The sequence below is a fragment of the Acidobacteriota bacterium genome, assembly GCA_028875725.1.
GTDB lineage: Bacteria > Acidobacteriota > Thermoanaerobaculia > Multivoradales > Multivoraceae > Multivorans.
Map to the genome: position 1 here is coordinate 149091 of JAPPCR010000023.1, position 16418 is coordinate 165508.

The following is a 16418-nucleotide window of genomic DNA, read 5'->3' on the forward strand; positions in this document are numbered from 1 at the left end:
CAGCCGCCCAGCGCCCCGGCGAACGCGTCGACCGTATGCGTGAGAGGAGTCGCCAGATCGACGCCCGGCTGGCCGACGACCCCTACGTCGGCATCCACGGCAGTTCCGGCATCGAACGCGGCCTCTACAGGATCGAGTCGACCGGCGTGTCGACCGAGCCGGTGCGCAAGGCCGCCGAGAAGTTCCTCGCGGCGCTGACGGCGGAACAACGCGCGAAGACGACGTTCGCCGTCGACGACGACGAGTGGCGCAAGTGGATGAACCAGCACTTCTACGTTCGCCAGGGCGTCGGCTTCGACGAGATGGACGAAGGGCAGCGGGAGGCTGCCTTCGGTCTGATGCGCGCCTCGCTCAGCGCGGACGGGCTCAGGCTGAGCCGCGACATCATGAACCTCAACCGCACCCTGGGCGAACTGAACGGCGACAACTTCGACGAGTACAACGAGTGGCTGTACTGGATCACCGTGATGGGCGAGCCCTCGGCCGACCAGCCCTGGGGCTGGCAGGTCGACGGCCACCACCTGATCATCAACTACTTCGTGCTCGGTGATCAGGTCGTGATGACACCGCTGTTCGTTGGTTCGGAACCGGTCATCGCCGAATCCGGCAAGTTCAAGGGCACGGCGATCATGCAGCGGGAACAGGACCAGGGGCTCACCCTGATTCGCTCCCTCTCCCCGGAGCAGCAGGACAAGGCGATCATCGAGACCTCGAAGGACGGCAACGACAACCTCGGCGAAGCGTTCAGCGACAACATCGTGCTTGACTACGCCGGCATCCCCGCCGCGAAGCTGTCAGCCGAGGCCAGGAACCGACTGCTCGACCTGATCGGCCTCTATGTCCACAACATGCGCGAGGGCCACGCCAGAGTGCGGATGGCGGAGGTCGAGGCCCATCTGGACGAGACCCACTTCGCCTGGATCGGCGCCACGGACGAGGACGCCGTCTTCTACTACCGCATTCACAGCCCGGTCATCCTGATCGAGTTCGATCACCAGCGGCCCGTCGGCATCCGGCACCTGGTCGAGGGCCGCGCGCCCATCCGGCAGCACATCCATGCCGTCGTGCGGACGCCGAACGGCAACGACTACGGCAAGGACCTGCTGCGGCAGCACTACGAGCGGGACCACTAAGAAGGTCGCCGCTTCGCGGCGCACCCAGCGTCTACCGCTTCGCTGCGGCAATGTGCTACCGTGTGCGTCATCATGGCCGGAACCGATGTCGGGACGTCGCAAGTGGGTATCCGGGCACTACGTCAGAACCTCAGCGTCTACCTTCGGCGCATCCATCGCGGCGAACGGTTCGAGGTGACCGATCGTGGGCGACCCGTCGCCCTGCTGATACCGCTCGGGGGAGACCTTTCTCCAGTGGAACGACTCGTAGCCCAAGGGCGGGCGACCATGCCGGCGGGGAACGTGCTCGACCTTCCGCCGCCCACCGGCGAGCCGCCGACGGCGGCGAGCGACGCCATCATCGCCGATCGCGAAGACCGACTCTGAGCGTCGGTGATCTACCTCGACTCCTCGGCCATCATCAAGCTCGTCGTCGCCGAGCCGGAGTCGAACGCACTCCGCGCCTACCTGGCCGAGCACGAGGACCATGTGTCGAGCGGCCTCGCGCGGGTCGAGGTCTTTCGAGCGCTGCGCCGGACGAACGACAGACCAGCCGTACTGCGCTATGCCGACCAGGTCATTGAGAGAATCGTGCTGGTCGCCGTGGACGGGCCGGTCATTGCCAGCGCAGCATCCCTGGACCCACCGCTACTGCGGAGCCTGGACGCCATCCACCTCGCCACGGCGCTTTCCCTGGAAGAACTCGACGCTCTGGTGACCTACGACCGGCGGCTCGGCGCCGCCGCCAAGGAAGCAGGGTTGGTCGTCGCGTCGCCGGATTGAGTCAGCCTTCCTGGTTCGCCTGCTCCTCGTCGGCGCATAGCGCGCACGAGGCGTCGTAGCAAAGGCGGGCGCTCAGCACCATGGCGCCTGCGATCGTCAGGCTGCCGGCGGATGACGTCACCGTTTCGGGCAGCGGCTCAAGCCAACCCGCCAGGGAGGCCGCCCAAAGCGCAGCTCCTCCGGAAAAGGTGAGGATCACGGGAGCGTTCCTGCGGGCCGGGCCCAGGAGGAGCATCGCCGAGCCGAGAAGAACGGTCACGGCCCAGGCGGCACGTTCGACGCCTTCGGAAAGCGCGAGCGCCGGCGCCGTCACGACGAGAACCGGCGTGAGTGCGCAGTGCAGGCCACACAAGGCCGCAGCGCACGCCGCGAGCCGTGAGCCCGAAGTCAGATACGAGATCGACTGAGCGGTTGCGAGAGAGTTCTTCATTCTGCTACTCCACCGTCACCCAGATCGGGGACGACCAGGCCATGTTGCCGTCGACCTGGATCACCCGCACGTAGTAGAGGTGCTCGCCCGGTTCCACGTCCGCGTCGACGAACTCGAGGCTGACGTCCGCCTCCAGGTTCTGGCGATTGTAGAGGAACGTCTGATCCCGGATGATGTCGATCTGGCGGATCGGCGTCGTGCCGATGACGCGGACGCTGAGCCGGAAATCGCCGTCCGCGGTCAGGATGTCGCCCTGGAGGTACTCCCTGCCTCCGGTCCGCAGCCGGTAGTCGAGGATGATGTTGTCCGTCGCGCCGTAGCTATGGCGCTTCTTCATCGCCTCGAGCATCCCCTCGCGCGTGAACTCCTCGGCGATCGTGGCGGCGTAGGAGATGTGGGTCGAGAGGTGGTCCGACGCGGCCTGCACGCCCAGCTTGTAGCCCTTGGCCCAAGCGTTCCAGACGTAGCCCTCCGGCCGAAAGCCCCCTGGAGCTGAGCGCGGGTTGCCGGTGCGGGCGGCGCGCGGCGCCCCCTCGTACTCGTTCGAGACCCGATCGCCCTGGTAGATCTCGACCAGGGGCTCGACCTCCGGATCGTTGTCGCGCCAGTCCGTTCCCATGCTTGAAGCCGACGTGTGGGAGATGGCGATGCCGTCGTGCTCCTTCAGGTACTCGTAGAGCCTCGCCGCGCCCTCCTCATGCGTCCGCTCCGCCTCGGTGACCGGCAGCGTCGGCGTGCCGCGCTCCGCGAACAGGATGTTCCGGTGCCCGTCGGGGAAGGAGATGCTCCGCTCGTAGCCGTAGAAGGGCTGGAAGCGGCCCGAGACCGAGAAGACGTCCACCGTCTGGTGCAGGAGCCAGTTGATGTACTCGATGTCCGGGCCGCCCAGGAAGTTGTGCTCGCTGGCCAGCAGGAAGTCGAGCGAGGCGACATCCATCGCGTAGCGGTAGGTCTGGATCAGCGAGCCATCGTTGTTGCCGTCCATCGAGATCTCGGTGTGGCGGTGGGTGTCGCCGCGGTAGATCCGGTACGTCTTGCCCTCGGATTCGATCTCGTAGCTGCGGATCCTCTCGAGGTCCTCCGCCTCGTTCTCGTGGATCACGTATCCCGGCACCTCGTCGACGACCAGGGCCACCAGTTTCGGCGGCACGACCTTTGTCATCAAGCGCGGCAGCTTCGCGGCGTAGACGTCGGCGTGCTCGAACAGGAAGCCCGAGTAGTCCCGGTTGTCCGTCGGCCAGCTCGCCCAGACGTCGCCGTTGCCGTCGGCGGCCAGCCCCCAGCGGGCGTCCTGCCGGAAGCGCGTCATCGGGATGTGCTGCGGCCGGAGCCAGCGGTCTCCCTGGAGCGTCGTGCTCCAGACCTCCCAGGCGGCCCGGTGGGCAGGGGACTCGCTGAGGATGTCGGCCTGGCGGGTGGTCCGGTGCCGGAAATGAAGCCAGATGCGTCCGTCGGCGTCCGGGAAGAGCACGGGGAAGTCGTTGTAACCCTGGAGCTCTTCGGGTAACGCGTCGTTGATGTCCGCGGCCGGCGACCGCCACTCCCAGCCGTCGTGGACCGCGACATTCATCGTGCGCCACTCATAGAGCCGCGTGCCCTCCCGATTGAGCACCCAGCCCGTGTCCTTGCCCCAGTTGACACCGCTCTCGTTCCAGGCCGCCCAGACCCGGTCCTGGCCGTCGACGGCGAGACTGATGTGCGCCTCGTACTTGGCCGTCGAGGCGACCGCCATCTCCTCGCCCCACTCGCCGCCGGCCCAGCGTCGGACCAGCACGTCGTAGTTGCCGGCGCCGTAGCTGTCCCAGCCGACGTACACGCCGCCCTTCGAGTCGGCGACGATCACTGGCTCCCAGTCGTTCGCCGGCGACGACGAGATCTGCTCCGCCTCGGACCAGCGTTCGCCGTCGTAGCGGCGGGCGAAGACGTCGGCGGCGCCGTCGCGGAAGCCCTGCCAGACCACCCAGAGATTGCCCTCGGCGTCCGTCGCCAGGTTGTGGAACACATCCGGCTGCGGCGCTTCGGTCAGCCGTTCCGCCGGCGACCAGGCATCGCCGTCCAGGACGCGGGCGTAGAGATCCCAGTTGCCGTCCACCTGGGCCGAGTAGACGACCCAGGGGCGGCCGTCCCCGTCGCGGCCCATCTTCACCAGGTAGTGGTCACCAGGCTGTTCCGTCAGGATCTGGACCTCTCCCCAGCCCTGCCCGTCGAATCGCCGCGCCAGCACCTCGTTCGCGTTGTCGCGATAGCCGAGCCAGGCGGCCCAGACCTCGTCACCGTCACTGCCGAGCAACGTCGCGAAGTCGTTCTGGTAGTCGTCGGAGGTCAGCCGCTCGACGCCGGGCACGCGCTCGACCGTCACGTCGCCGGCCAGGAACCGCAGCCGGCGGCCAACCGCGACATCGGCGAGCCGGACCTCGAACTCGCCGTTGGCGGTGGCGAACATCAGGTGCGAGCCGCCGTTGCCCCGCACGTCGACGACCAGTCCGGGCGATCGGACGTACTCGACCGGACCGACCGTCTGCGTATCGTGCATGGCGCGGGGGGTGAAGTGCGGCCCCTTGTAGCTGGCCAGCTTCCAGGTGTTGCCGGACACTTCCTCACCCGGCCGGGGACGCCAGTTGCGCACTCCGAGCAGTTCTCCGCCAGAGATCTCGACGGAGCCGTCCCAGTCGCGGGCGGCCGAGTCGTTCACGCCCAGGCGAACGAGGAGCGAGACGACGTCGTCGCCGGCGAGGGCGCCAGCTTCCTGCGACGCCGCGGGCGGACACAGGGCGAACAGGGCGACTGCCGCCACGGCAGCCGAGGCGAAGGCGACCTTGTTGTGTGACATTGCCAGCTAGCTTAGCGGGCGCTGGGCCATACTCTACGGCTCCACTCAGACAGGAAGAGGTGTTCTCGATGCCGAAACGGTTCCACTGCCTACTCGCCGCCGCCGTCGCAGCCGTGGCTCTCGGCGGCCCGACCGTTCATGCCCAGTCCGGCGACGCCTTCGTCCCCGTCACCGACGAGGTGCTTGAGAACCCGGCGCCCGGGGACTGGCTCATGTGGCGGCGCACCGCGAACGGCTGGGGCTACAGCCCGCTGGACCAGATCACGCCGGAGAACGTCGGCGATCTGCGGATGGTGTGGACCCGCTCGCTGAACGACGGCAGCCAGACCGGCACGCCGCTCGCCTACCGCGGCGTCATGTACATGCCGAATCCCAACGACGTGATCCAGGCGCTCGACGCCGCGACCGGCGATCTGATCTGGGAGCACCGGCGCAAGGTCCCTGAGGACGCGAAGGACTACGTCGGCGGCTTCCTGTCGCAGAACAACCGGAACATCGCGATCTTCGCGAACCTGATCATCGACACCAGCGTCGACGACCACCTGTTTGCGCTCGACGCCGAGACCGGCAAGATGGTCTGGGAGACGATGGTCCTCGACTACAAGGTCCATCCCGCGCTACAGGGCGCCGGCCCGATCATCGGCAACGGCAAGGCGTTCTCGGGCCGCAGCTGCTCGCCGCGCGCCGGGCCCGAGGCCTGCGTGATCACGGCCCACGACGCGTTGACCGGCGAGGAGCTGTGGCGGCGCCTCACGATTCCCGCCCCCGGCGAACCGGGCAACGAGACCTGGGGCGACGTGCCGTTCGAGAAGCGAGTCCACGTCGGCTCCTGGATGCCGCCGAGCTACGACCCGGAGCTCGACCTCGTCTTCGCGGGTACCTCGGTCACGGCACCGGCGCCGAAGTTCATGCTGGGTGGAACGGACAGGACGCACCTGTACCACAACTCCACGCTCGCCCTCGACGGCGATACCGGCGAGATCGTCTGGCACTACCAGCACATGAACGACCACTGGGATCTCGACCATCCGTTCGAACGCCTGATCGTCGACACCGCGGTGGCGCCCGATCCCGACGAGGTGGCCTGGATCAACCCGAACATCGAGCCCGGCGAAGTGCGCAAGGTGATCACCGGGATCCCCGGCAAGACGGCCCTCGTCTACTCCATCGACCGGGAGACCGGCGAGTTCCTCTGGGCGCGGCCAACCGTCTACCAGAACGTGATCCAGAGCATCGACGGCGAGACCGGCAAGGCGACCGAGAACCCGGAGGTCATCTTCCACGCGCTGGAGGAGGAGCGGCTCATCTGCCCGAACATGCACGGCGGCAAGGACTGGGAGGCCGGCGCCTACAGCCCGGAGACGAACACCCTGTACTACCCGCTGCGCAACATGTGCATGCCGACGCTGACGACGACCGACCGGAGCGCGTCCCACCCGTACTACGCCTTGAGCGTCCGCCACGAACTCGCGCCCGGCACGGAGAACCTCGGCACCGTCTACGCGATCTCCGCCGAGACCGGCAAGACGGTCTGGCTGCACGAACAGCGCGCTTCGACGACCTCCCTGGTCGCCACTGGCGGGGGATTACTCTTCGGCGGCGATGTGAACGGCCGCTTCAAGGCCTACAGCCAGGAGACGGGCGAGGTGTTGTGGGAAGTGAACCTCGGCGCGCCGGTAACCGGCTATCCGATCACCTACGCCGTCGACGGCACGCAGTACGTGGCGGTCAGCACCGGCATCTCGGCGACCACATCGAGCTTCCTGCGGCTGACGCCCGAGTTGAAGCCGGGCTTCGCGAACAACCTGTTCGTGTTCGCGCTGGAGTACTCGGCACCGTAGATCCGCGGACGCTACGGCGGCATGCGCTCGACCGCTACTCTCTGAAGCAGCACCGGGTCCGCGGTCAGCTCCCGAGCGCCCGCGGGGTACCCGTTGGCGCTCAACAGGAACGCGACGATATCGATGTAGGTCTGGTCGCCGAGAGTCTCGGGCTCTTCCGGCGGCATGGTCGACTCGATGCTCTCGAAGATGTCGGCCACGTTGAGCCCGCGCCAGCGGAACCTGAACGCCACGCCGGTGAGACCCGGCGCCATTTCGCCGCCGCCCAGGCCCTCGCCGTGGCATTCGGCGCATTGCGCGTCGTAGGCGGCCCGACCTCGCTTCGCCTGTGCTTCGGTGAAGATGCCGTCGAGAACGGAGGCCGGCGGTGCGGCCGGTTCAGACTCCGCTGCCGCTGGCGGTGCCTGGGCCGGAGCGGACGGCGGCGTCGTCACGATCGCCGTCGAGCAGGCCAAGGTGGACGCCAAGACCGGTACTGTGACCCCGACCGCAGTGAGGAAGGCCCTTCGGGTTGCCATCGTCGCCAACGTACTACGCGGTCGCCTCGCAGGTACAGAGACCTCCGGGCCCGCTCCTCAGAACGACGACCCGGGCTCCCGAAGGAACGCGATCTCCTCTGGCGTCGAAGAGCGGCCGAGGACGCGGTTGCGATGCGGGTAGCGACCGAAGCGATCGATGATCACCTTGTGCCGCCGCTCGAAGTCCAGACTCTCGGGGTCGTCGAGGCTCTCGAACAACGTCATCGCGTCCTCGTGGATTCGCGGCGATTCGCTGTGCTGGTAGGGCATGTACATGAACTGACGCCGGACCGGCGGAACAGCTTGATCGGCGCCAATCCGCATCACCTCCTGGGCCAGCGCCAACGCCATCGCGTCGGCCGCGAAGGCGCGCGGGTCCTCGCGGTAGAGGTTGCGCGAGAACTGGTCGAGCACGACGATCTCGGCGAGACGACCTTCCGGCGTATCCCGCCAGCCGTGCAGCTCCCCCTGGACCGCCCGGTCGTGAAGCGCTCCGAACCGTGACCGGATCTCCGCGTCGAACCGCGGATCGCGGGTCCACCACTGCTCGGGGCCGCTCTCTTCAAACCAGAACGACAGGACTTCTTCGATCATGTTCATGTGGTCTATCCTCTACTACCTCCATGCTTCATAGAGTGTCCCGCCTGTTCCTGGTAGCGATGGCCATTGCCGTCTGCGGCCCGGCGACGTCGCAGGGGGCGACTGCCGCCGAGCCCGCTCCCGCCGTCGACTTCCAGCGCGACGTCCGGCCGATCCTCTCCGACAACTGCTTCGCCTGCCACGGTCCCGACGAGGCGACCCGCGAGGCGGATCTGAGGCTCGATACACGGGACGGGGCGTTCAGTCCGCGGCCTCCGGCGGGCCGCAGCAACCGGCCTCGCGGTCCGGCGGTCGTTGCCGGCGATGTCGACGCCAGCCTGCTGGTCGAGCGCATCACCCACGCGGACCCACTGCGGCGGATGCCGCCCGAGGTATCGCAGAAGTCACTCTCCGACGAGCAGATCGGGACCCTTACCCGCTGGATCGGGCAGGGCGCTGCCTGGGACGAGCACTGGTCGTTCGCCGCCATCGAACGGCCGGCGCCGCCCGCAGTCGAGGACGATGCCTGGGCCCGCGATCCGCTCGACCGCTTCGTCCTTGCACGTTTGGAAGCGGAGGAGCTCACACCCGCCGAAGAAGCTGACCGCCGCACCCTTGCCCGGCGCGCCGCCCTCGACCTGACCGGACTTCCGCCCGATCCGGGCACGCTCGCGACCTTCCTCGACGACTCGGAAGAAGGCGCCTACGAGCGCCTCGTCGACCGTCTCCTCAGCTCGCCCCACTGGGGCGAGCACCGCGCCCGCTACTGGCTGGATGCCGCCCGCTACGGCGACACCCACGGCATCCACATCGACAACTACCGTGAGATGTACGCCTACCGCGACTGGGTGATCAGGGCGTTCAACCGGAACCAGCCGTTCGATGAGTTCACGGTCGATCAGATCGCCGGCGACCTGCTGCCGGATCCGACCCTCGACCAGTTGATCGCCACCGGCCTCCAGCGCAACAACATCACGACGAACGAGGGCGGCGCCGTCATCGAGGAGTACGAGGCGATCTACGCCAAGGACCGCGCGGAGACGATCGGCAGCGTCTTCATGGGGATGACCGTCGGCTGCGCGACCTGCCACGACCACAAGTTCGACCCGATCAGCCAGCGCGAGTTCTACGCGCTGACCGCGTTCTTCCGGAACACGACCCAGTACGTGATGGACGGCAACATCTCCGACCCGCCGCCGACCCTGGTGGTGCCCCACGAAGATGACCGCGATAGCTGGTACCGCCTGCGCGAGGAGGTCGGCGAGATCGAGGACGCGATGGCGGAACGCCCGGACGCGATGGAGGCGGCGTTCGAGGAGTGGCTCGGCACCGGCGCCCACCGGTCCATCGAAGCTCCGCTGGGGACGGCCTCCGAACTCCTCCGGCTCGACCTCGACGGCGAGGAGCCGGCCGCGATTCTGAAGGGCGAACGGCAGCCGCTCCCTTCGTCGCAGGGGATCCGCATCGAACCCGGCCCGAACGGTCTGCCCGCCGTGCTCTTCGACGGAGAGTCCTGGGTCGAACTGCCGAACCTCGACGTCAACACGGACACGCCCTTCTCGCTGGCCTTCTGGGTCCGTATGCCGGAACCCGAGGGTACCTACACGATCGCCAGCCAGTACGACCCGAAGGACGGTAACCGCGGCTGGGCGATGACCCTGGCGGCGCGGGAGCTCTACTTCGGCCTGTACGGCGATCGAGCGGGACCCGGCCGGGGCGTCACCAGCATCCTGATCAACCCGAACAACACACAGCGGCTCACGCCCGGCGAGTGGACCCACATCGTCGCGACCTACGACGGCTCCGGCGAGCGCGGCGGCATGCACATCTACCGTGACGGCGGTCGCGTTCCCGAGCAGGGCAGCGAGTACTTCAGGAAGGTCGAGGGTCGCATCCGCACCGACCGGCCGTTCTACCTCGGCCGCGGCGACGTGAGGGGCGACGGCAAGCCGCGGACGCTGGCCGGCGGCGCCGTCGCCGACCTTCGCGTTTTCGACCGCGTCCTGTCCGTCGAGGAAGCGAAGGTCGTCTCCGAGTGGAACGCGCTCCGGACGGCTGCCGCCAAGGCGCCGGTGGCACTCGACGCCCCCGAACGCGAGGCGTTGCGGCGCTCCTACCTCAAGACACACGACGAGGAGTGGCGCCGGCTCGCCTCCCGCCGGCTCGAGATCGAAGCGGAGTGGCGCGAACTCCGCCGCCGCGGCACCGTCACGCACGTGATGCAGGAGCTTCCTGGAAGCGAGGCGGCGGCCCACGTCCTGTACCGGGGAAACTACGACCAGCCGCGTGAGCGAGTGCTGGCGGGCACGCCGGCCGCGCTGCCGCCGATGCCGGAAGGCCTGCCCCGCAACCGGTTGGGCCTCGCCCAGTGGCTGGTGGACGAGACGAACCCGCTGACGGCGCGGGTCACCGTCAACCGGTTCTGGCAGCAGGTCTTCGGCACCGGGCTCGTCACGACCAGCGAGGACTTCGGCGCCCAGGGCGACGTGCCGACGCACCCCGACCTCCTCGACTATCTGGCGACCGAGTTCCGGGAATCGGAGTGGGACGTCAAGGGCTTCTTCCGGCGCTTGGTGACCTCGTCGACCTACCGGCAGGCGGCCACGCTCACGCCAGAGAAGCTGGAGCAGGACCCGGACAACCGGCTGCTGTCGCGCGGCCCGCGTTTCCGCATGGACGCGGAGATGGTCCGCGACACGGCGCTCGCGGCCAGCGGCCTCCTGGTGCGCACGATCGGCGGCCCGAGCGTCAAGCCGTACCAGCCGGAAGGGCACTGGGAGCGGGTGGCGATGAACGCCAGCAACACGTCCCGTTACCAGCAGGACTCGGGGGACAAACTCTACCGGCGGAGCCTCTACACCTTCTGGAAGCGCGCCGCGCCGCCGCCGTCGATGACGATCTTCGACGCCGGCAACCGCGAGCACTCGATGGTGCGCCGCGAACGGACGAACACGCCGCTTCAGGCACTGGTCACGATGAACGACACGCAGTTCGTCGAGGCGTCGCGCTTCCTCGCCCAGCGGGCGATGCGCGAGGCCGGTGACGACTTCGACCGCCGGCTCGACTACCTCACGACCCGGCTGCTGGCCCGGGACTTCGACGACTCGGAGCGGACGGTGGCACGACGGACGTACGAGGGCCTGATCGACCTCTACAGCGCCGATAAAGCGGCGGCCAAGCAGCTCGTCGACGTTGGCGAATCGGCCCACGACGCCGGCCTGCCCATGGCCGAGTCCGCGGCCTGGACGATGATGGCGAGCCAGTTGATGAACCTGGACGAGTCCCTGAACAAGTAGCCGGAGGACCTGGAATGGACCCATTCAAGGAAACCGTTCGAGCCGAGACGAGACGCCAGTTCTTCGGCACCGCCGCACGCGGCATCGGCGGCCTGGCGCTCGCCAGCCTGTTCGCCGAGGACGCCTTCGCTCTTCCCGCGGCCAGGGACCGCTTCGGCGGCCTGCCGGATCTGCCGCACTTCGCGCCGAAGGCGAAGCAGTGCATCTATCTCCACATGATGGGCGCGCCGCCGCAGATGGACCTGCTCGACTACAAGCCGAAGATGAAGGAGTACTTCGACCAGGACCTGCCCGGCTCGATCCGGCAGGGGCAGCGGCTGACGACGATGACCTCCGGGCAGTCCCGCTTCCCGATCGCCCCGTCCGTCTTCGAGTTCTCACAGCACGGCGGGAACGGCGCCTGGTTCTCCGAGCTGCTGCCCCATACCGCGAGCATGGCGGACGACATCGCGATCATCCGCTCGATGCACACCGACGCGATCAACCACGAGCCAGGCATCACCTTCATCCAGACCGGACAGCAGATTCCGGGCCGGCCATGCATCGGATCCTGGTTCGCCTACGGCCTCGGCAGCATGAACGAGGATCTCCCGACCTTCGTCGTGATGAACGCGGAGCGCAGCCACCCGTCGGCTGGCCTGCAGGCGATCTCGGCGAAGCTCTGGAGCGCCGGTTTCTTGTCACCCGAGTACGCCGGCGTCGGCCTCCAGACGGGAGACGAACCGGTGCTCTATCTCAAGGATCCGCAGGGAGTCTCGCCGGATGTCCGGCGACGGGTGCTCGACGGCATGAGTGAACTGAACCGGCTGCGCCATCAGCAGGTCGGCGATCCGGAAACCCTGGCCCGCATCGAGCAGTACGAAATGGCGTTTCGCATGCAGTCCTCGGTGCCCGAGATGGCCGATCTGGCGAGCGAGCCCGAGAGCACCTGGGAACGCTGGGGCGAGGAAGCCCGGGAACCCGGCAAGTTCCAGAACGCGGCCCTGATGGCCCGGCGGCTGGTCGAGCGCGGCGTGCGGTTCGTGCAGATCTACCACCGCGGCTGGGACGTCCACTCCCTCCTGCCCACGGTGCTGCCGGCCCAGGCCCGCGACGTCGACCGGGCGGCCTGGGCGCTGATCCAGGACCTGAAGGAGCGCGGCCTCTTCGACGAGACCCTGGTCATCTGGGGCGGCGAGTTCGGACGCACGATCTACTCCCAGGGGGCCCTCACCGCTGAGAACTACGGCCGCGACCACCATCCGCGCTGCTTCAGCATCTGGATGGCCGGCGGCGGGGTCAGGGGCGGCGTCGTCCACGGCGAGACGGACGACTTCTCGTACAACATCGTCAAGGACCCGGTGCACATCCACGACTTCCAGGCCACGGTGCTGCACCTGTTCGGCATCGACCACGAACGGTTCACGTACCGGCACCAGGGCCTCGACGCCCGGTTGACCGGCGTCGAGAAGGCGCGGGTAGTCAAGGAAGTCCTCGCCTAGGCGCGGCAGAAGTCAGAAGCCGGCGGGGACGCCGGCTGCCGCCGCAGGCGGCCAGGGAGTCGCGCCGGCCGCAAGGCCGGCTCCGCTAGCGAGCCCTCCTAGGAACCGCCGGCGTAGCGCCGGCTGATCGCCGCCTGCCGCGCCGCCACGATCCGCGCGCGTTCCGCGGGATCAACCCTCACGGTTTCGGCGGGAAGGTACTGGTCGAGTTCGTCCAGCTTGACGACGCGGGCGTTGATGCCGGTCGGGTACGCGCTGCAGTACGTCCACCGGGCACAGAGCGAACCCTCGGCCCAGCCGGCGGTGTCCAGCCAGTTCTGCACGCCGGGGTCCCGGCGGCTGATGACGTAGCGCACGCGGCCGTCGGCGTCCGCGTGCGCGGTGCGGTGATTCAGGCTCGACTGGTGGCTGGCGTAGTCGAGCGACTCCATCCAAGGATTGGCGAGCTGGATATTGGTGTACCTGCAGTCGGCGACCGGCACGTCCACCAGCAGGGCTTCATCTTCCTCCAGCCGGAAGTAACCCCGGGCGCCCGCCTGGAAGGCGTCGGCCATCGCCAGATTCGGGTCGGACTCGGCGGGTTCTTCCACCGTGTTGGGCCGCAGCCTGAGCTGAAACGTGATCCGATGCGCGAGCGTCAGGAGCTCTCGCAGGGAACGGGTCTGCGTCACGGCGTCATCGAGAGCCCGTGCCACCGATTCCGGCGTCGGGCGGGGCGCGCCAGTTCCCAGCGTGGTCAGATTGAGAATCTCCCACAGACCTTCGTCGGTCTTCTCCCAGTCGGAAACCAGGCGCCGTACGACGACGATGTGCGCATCCGGTTCCAGCTTCAGCCAGTCGCCTTCGGCCCGTACGGCGCTAAGCGTCAGGACGAAGTCGCCCTTCTCGTCGACGTCGAGATCGTCCGAGGCGATGCTCGAAACGGTGCGGATCTGCCTCGCCGGCGTATGGCCGAGCATGCCGCTGTAGACATTGATCGTGACGAGGTCGAAGCTGGTCGTGTTGCCACGCAACCGGTAGACGTGATCGCCCCGCACGGCAAACACGAGATAGGGATTGTCCGGATTGTCCCAACCGACGCGGGCGACGCCGTTGGGGAAGCGCGAGAACTGCGGGTAGTCCGGGTCCCGCAGGTCGGTGTACTCGGCCAGGAAGGTCGAGAGATAGCGGGCGATGTGGCGGTACCCCGCGGCCGCGGTCTGCTCGTCCCGATTGAACGGCGCGCTCTCGATGGCACGGCCGAGGTCCGCGACCTCCTCGGCGAACCGGCTCCAGGCCGCGTTCACCTCCTCCTGCTCCTCCGTTTGGGGATTGAAGAAGAACGCGAAGTACAGCGCCAGCACGATGACGGCGAGGGCCACCAGGGAGTAGAGAAGGATCTTCATGGCTGGTTCTCACGGTTGAGGCACATGCGGCCCATGTTGCTGGAAGGACCAGTCGGGTGCAATTGAGGAACTGGGTGCGCCGGCGTCCCCGCCGGCATCCGGTGCTAAGCACCGGCTCTGCCCACCGCTACCATGACAACCGTGGACGCCCCCAGGACCGCCGGGCAGCACCCGTTCACGATGGCGCCGCTCGGAGTGTGGCTGCGGCTGATCGCGGAGAACGGCGGCGTGCCGCCGCGATACTGGGGCAAGCTGGCGAAGGTGCTCGCGATCAGCGCTCTGATGACCCCGCTACGGGTCGCCGAGCGTCTCCGCTACGGCCCGTCGAGGATGGCGCGCGTCGCCATCGACGAGGCGCCTTTGTACATCCACGGTTTCGGCCGCTCGGGCACGACGCATCTCCACAACCTGCTCGCCCAGGACCCGGGTTTCGGCCTCGTGTCGACGTTCCAGGCCATCGCGGCGCCGATGTTCCTGACCGCGCGCGGCCGGCTGGAGCGCCTCGTCGCCAATGGGATGCCCGCGACACGCCCCATGGACAACATGGCGGTGTCGGTCGAGCTGCCCCAGGAGGAGGAGATCGCCCTCGCCAACACGTCGCACCTGTCGTTCGTACACCACCTCTCCTTCCCCAACCGGGCGAGGGAGTACCAGGAGAAGTTCGCCACGATGCGGCTGACCAGCTCAGAGATGGCCCGCTGGGAACGCGCCTACCTGGACGTGCTGCGCAAGGCCACGCTGGCCTCCGGCGGCCGCCGGCTCGTGCTGAAGAGCCCAACAAACCTCGGCCGCACCGCGGCACTCCTGCGCCTGTTCCCCGACGCGAAGTTCATCCACATCGTGCGCAACCCGTACGTCGTCTACCGGTCGATGACGAACCTGTACCGGCACGTGCTGCCCGTCTGCCAACTGGACGATGCGGATCCCGAAGACGTCGTCGCCAGCATGCTCGACTCCTACGCCGCGATGATGAGGCGGTACATGAGGGACCGCGGATCGATCCCGAAAGGACACCTGGCCGAAGTGCGCTTCGAGGATCTCGAACGAGCCCCCATGGCCGAGCTCGAGCGGCTCTACGACGAACTTGCGCTGCCGGGCTGGGAGCAGGCCAGGCAGCCGATGGCGGACTATCTGGGAACCCTGTCGGGTTACCGCAAGAACGCCTATCGGATCGACGCGGAGACGGTCGACATCGTCGACCGGAACTGGGGATTCGCCGTCAAGGCCTGGGATTACCGGCCACCGAAGCAACGATCGACGAAGACAAAGCAAGAGGACACCAACCCATGATTCAGGCTGAAGAACGCAGCGACATCACGCCGCTCTGCCCGCACTGCGAGCATCCCGTGAGCATCTACTTTCGGGAGATCTCGGGATTCCTGGGCAAGCGCTACGTCTACTTCTGCGCGCTGTGCAAGAAGGTGCTCGGCGTGTCGCACCGCAAGGGCTTCTTCATGGGTTAGCACCGCAGAGTCGTGTCCAGTAGGTTGAATCCGTGACGATGCTGGTGTCGACCTACCCTGGTCGGGGCAACGTGCAATGTTCCCGTTCATGCAGACGGCCCAGGTAGGACTGCAGGTTCCCGAATCCTCCCAGTAGGCCGTCGTCGGCGCCCCAGCTCACGGTGTAGCCGACGATGATGTCGGTGACGGTGAAGCGGTCTTCCACAAGGTAGTGCGACTCCCCGAGTACCGCATCCAGTACTGCCGCGCTGCGCCGGAACAGTGCGTTGTTCTGCTCGATGATGGCGGGAACCTGACGTTCCTTCGGCATCAGAACGTCGACGCTGTTGATCTCGGAACTCCACAGCCACGGTTCCATCTCGGTCAAGGCGAAAGAGACCCATTGATCGTGGAGCGCGCGCGACCACGAGCCCGGCTTCGCTATCAGGCCACGCTCGGGTGACAGGTCTGCGATGGCGGTCGCGATGGCAGCGGATTCGAACAGGGGACGCCCGTCGATGATCGCGACCGGCAGTTTCCCCAACGGGTGGACGGCGCGCAACTCGGCGAGGCCGGCCTGGCCGCCGATGCCTACCGACTCGTAGGCCAGGCCGGCCTCGAGGAGGGTCCACCGGCAGCGCGCGGACCGCGTGGGTGCATGTTCGTAGAGCGTGATCTGTGGCATCGCGGGTGCTCGCACCGGGCGGATCGCCTTGGGGGG

At 67.6% G+C, this 16418-nt stretch carries 13 protein-coding genes and 1 pseudogene; 8 read left to right on the plus strand and 6 right to left on the minus strand.

The genetic code is table 11. The features are described from left to right. The first annotated feature begins 35 nt into the window (after positions 1-35). From OXI49_16280 to OXI49_16290, 3 genes and pseudogenes are all read left to right on the plus strand, one after another. A complete protein-coding gene (locus OXI49_16280; protein MDE2692062.1) occupies positions 36-1133 on the plus strand; it encodes a DUF3500 domain-containing protein in 1098 nt (365 codons plus the stop codon). A 72-nt stretch (positions 1134-1205) separates the two neighbouring features. Continuing rightward, a pseudogene (locus OXI49_16285) lies at positions 1206-1337 on the plus strand (type II toxin-antitoxin system prevent-host-death family antitoxin). A gap of 168 nt (positions 1338-1505) precedes the next feature. Then, complete coding sequence (locus OXI49_16290) at positions 1506-1895, plus strand: type II toxin-antitoxin system VapC family toxin (protein MDE2692063.1); 390 nt, start codon at positions 1506-1508, stop codon at positions 1893-1895. Position 1896: 1 nt separating this feature from the next. Here the strand turns inward: OXI49_16290 and OXI49_16295 are convergent, their stop codons facing one another. Both OXI49_16295 and OXI49_16300 read right to left on the minus strand, forming a co-directional pair. Then, on the minus strand, positions 1897-2325 hold the full coding sequence (locus OXI49_16295; GenBank protein ID MDE2692064.1) for a MerC family mercury resistance protein: 429 nt from the start codon (positions 2323-2325) through the stop codon (positions 1897-1899). A 4-nt stretch (positions 2326-2329) separates the two neighbouring features. After that, positions 2330-5155 (minus strand): hypothetical protein, encoded by a 2826-nt coding sequence (locus OXI49_16300; protein ID MDE2692065.1) that lies wholly within the window; start codon positions 5153-5155, stop codon positions 2330-2332. A 68-nt stretch (positions 5156-5223) separates the two neighbouring features. Here OXI49_16300 and OXI49_16305 point away from each other — a divergent pair, with 68 nt between their 5' ends. Next, on the plus strand, positions 5224-6996 hold the full coding sequence (locus OXI49_16305; GenBank protein ID MDE2692066.1) for a PQQ-binding-like beta-propeller repeat protein: 1773 nt from the start codon (positions 5224-5226) through the stop codon (positions 6994-6996). Positions 6997-7007: 11 nt separating this feature from the next. On the opposite strand, the gene OXI49_16310 is transcribed toward OXI49_16305, so the two are convergent. Then, entirely contained in the window at positions 7008-7514 is a 507-nt protein-coding gene (locus OXI49_16310; GenBank protein ID MDE2692067.1) for a cytochrome c, read from the minus strand. A gap of 57 nt (positions 7515-7571) precedes the next feature. Next, positions 7572-8108: a DUF924 domain-containing protein gene (locus OXI49_16315; protein ID MDE2692068.1), complete on the minus strand. Its 537-nt coding sequence runs from the start codon at positions 8106-8108 to the stop codon at positions 7572-7574. 41 nt (positions 8109-8149) lie between these two features. Between OXI49_16315 and OXI49_16320 the strand changes: the two genes are divergently transcribed. Beyond that, positions 8150-11389: a DUF1553 domain-containing protein gene (locus tag OXI49_16320; GenBank protein MDE2692069.1), complete on the plus strand. Its 3240-nt coding sequence runs from the start codon at positions 8150-8152 to the stop codon at positions 11387-11389. A gap of 14 nt (positions 11390-11403) precedes the next feature. After that, positions 11404-12870: a DUF1501 domain-containing protein gene (locus OXI49_16325; protein MDE2692070.1), complete on the plus strand. Its 1467-nt coding sequence runs from the start codon at positions 11404-11406 to the stop codon at positions 12868-12870. A 98-nt stretch (positions 12871-12968) separates the two neighbouring features. Here OXI49_16325 and OXI49_16330 read toward each other — a convergent pair whose 3' ends face one another. Beyond that, positions 12969-14255 carry a hypothetical protein gene (locus OXI49_16330; GenBank protein MDE2692071.1) on the minus strand — a complete coding sequence of 429 codons (1287 nt, stop codon included), beginning with the start codon at positions 14253-14255 and terminating at the stop codon, positions 12969-12971. A 141-nt stretch (positions 14256-14396) separates the two neighbouring features. Here OXI49_16330 and OXI49_16335 point away from each other — a divergent pair, with 141 nt between their 5' ends. Both OXI49_16335 and OXI49_16340 read left to right on the plus strand, forming a co-directional pair. Beyond that, positions 14397-15545 (plus strand): sulfotransferase, encoded by a 1149-nt coding sequence (locus OXI49_16335; protein ID MDE2692072.1) that lies wholly within the window; start codon positions 14397-14399, stop codon positions 15543-15545. Further along, positions 15542-15718 (plus strand): hypothetical protein, encoded by a 177-nt coding sequence (locus OXI49_16340; protein ID MDE2692073.1) that lies wholly within the window; start codon positions 15542-15544, stop codon positions 15716-15718. The genes OXI49_16335 and OXI49_16340 overlap by 4 nt, the downstream gene beginning before the upstream one ends. Positions 15719-15770: 52 nt before the next feature. Here the strand turns inward: OXI49_16340 and OXI49_16345 are convergent, their stop codons facing one another. Beyond that, the gene (locus tag OXI49_16345) at positions 15771-16382 is read right to left on the minus strand and encodes a glutathione S-transferase family protein (GenBank protein ID MDE2692074.1); all 612 of its coding nucleotides are present in this window, start codon (positions 16380-16382) and stop codon (positions 15771-15773) included. Positions 16383-16418: the final 36 nt, after the last annotated feature.

Excerpts from the sequence above, each read along its gene's own strand:
- OXI49_16300 (MDE2692065.1), bottom strand. The coding sequence starts at position 5,155 with ATGTCACACAACAAGGTCGCCTTCGCCTCGGCTGCCGTGGCGGCAGTC.
- OXI49_16295 (MDE2692064.1), bottom strand. The coding sequence starts at position 2,325 with ATGAAGAACTCTCTCGCAACCGCTCAGTCGATCTCGTATCTGACTTCG.
- OXI49_16345 (MDE2692074.1), bottom strand. The coding sequence starts at position 16,382 with ATGCCACAGATCACGCTCTACGAACATGCACCCACGCGGTCCGCGCGC.
- OXI49_16305 (MDE2692066.1), top strand. The coding sequence starts at position 5,224 with ATGCCGAAACGGTTCCACTGCCTACTCGCCGCCGCCGTCGCAGCCGTG.
- OXI49_16310 (MDE2692067.1), bottom strand. The coding sequence starts at position 7,514 with ATGGCAACCCGAAGGGCCTTCCTCACTGCGGTCGGGGTCACAGTACCG.
- OXI49_16340 (MDE2692073.1), top strand. The coding sequence starts at position 15,542 with ATGATTCAGGCTGAAGAACGCAGCGACATCACGCCGCTCTGCCCGCAC.
- OXI49_16280 (MDE2692062.1), top strand. The coding sequence starts at position 36 with ATGCGTGAGAGGAGTCGCCAGATCGACGCCCGGCTGGCCGACGACCCC.
- OXI49_16330 (MDE2692071.1), bottom strand. The coding sequence starts at position 14,255 with ATGAAGATCCTTCTCTACTCCCTGGTGGCCCTCGCCGTCATCGTGCTG.
- OXI49_16315 (MDE2692068.1), bottom strand. The coding sequence starts at position 8,108 with ATGATCGAAGAAGTCCTGTCGTTCTGGTTTGAAGAGAGCGGCCCCGAG.
- OXI49_16325 (MDE2692070.1), top strand. The coding sequence starts at position 11,404 with ATGGACCCATTCAAGGAAACCGTTCGAGCCGAGACGAGACGCCAGTTC.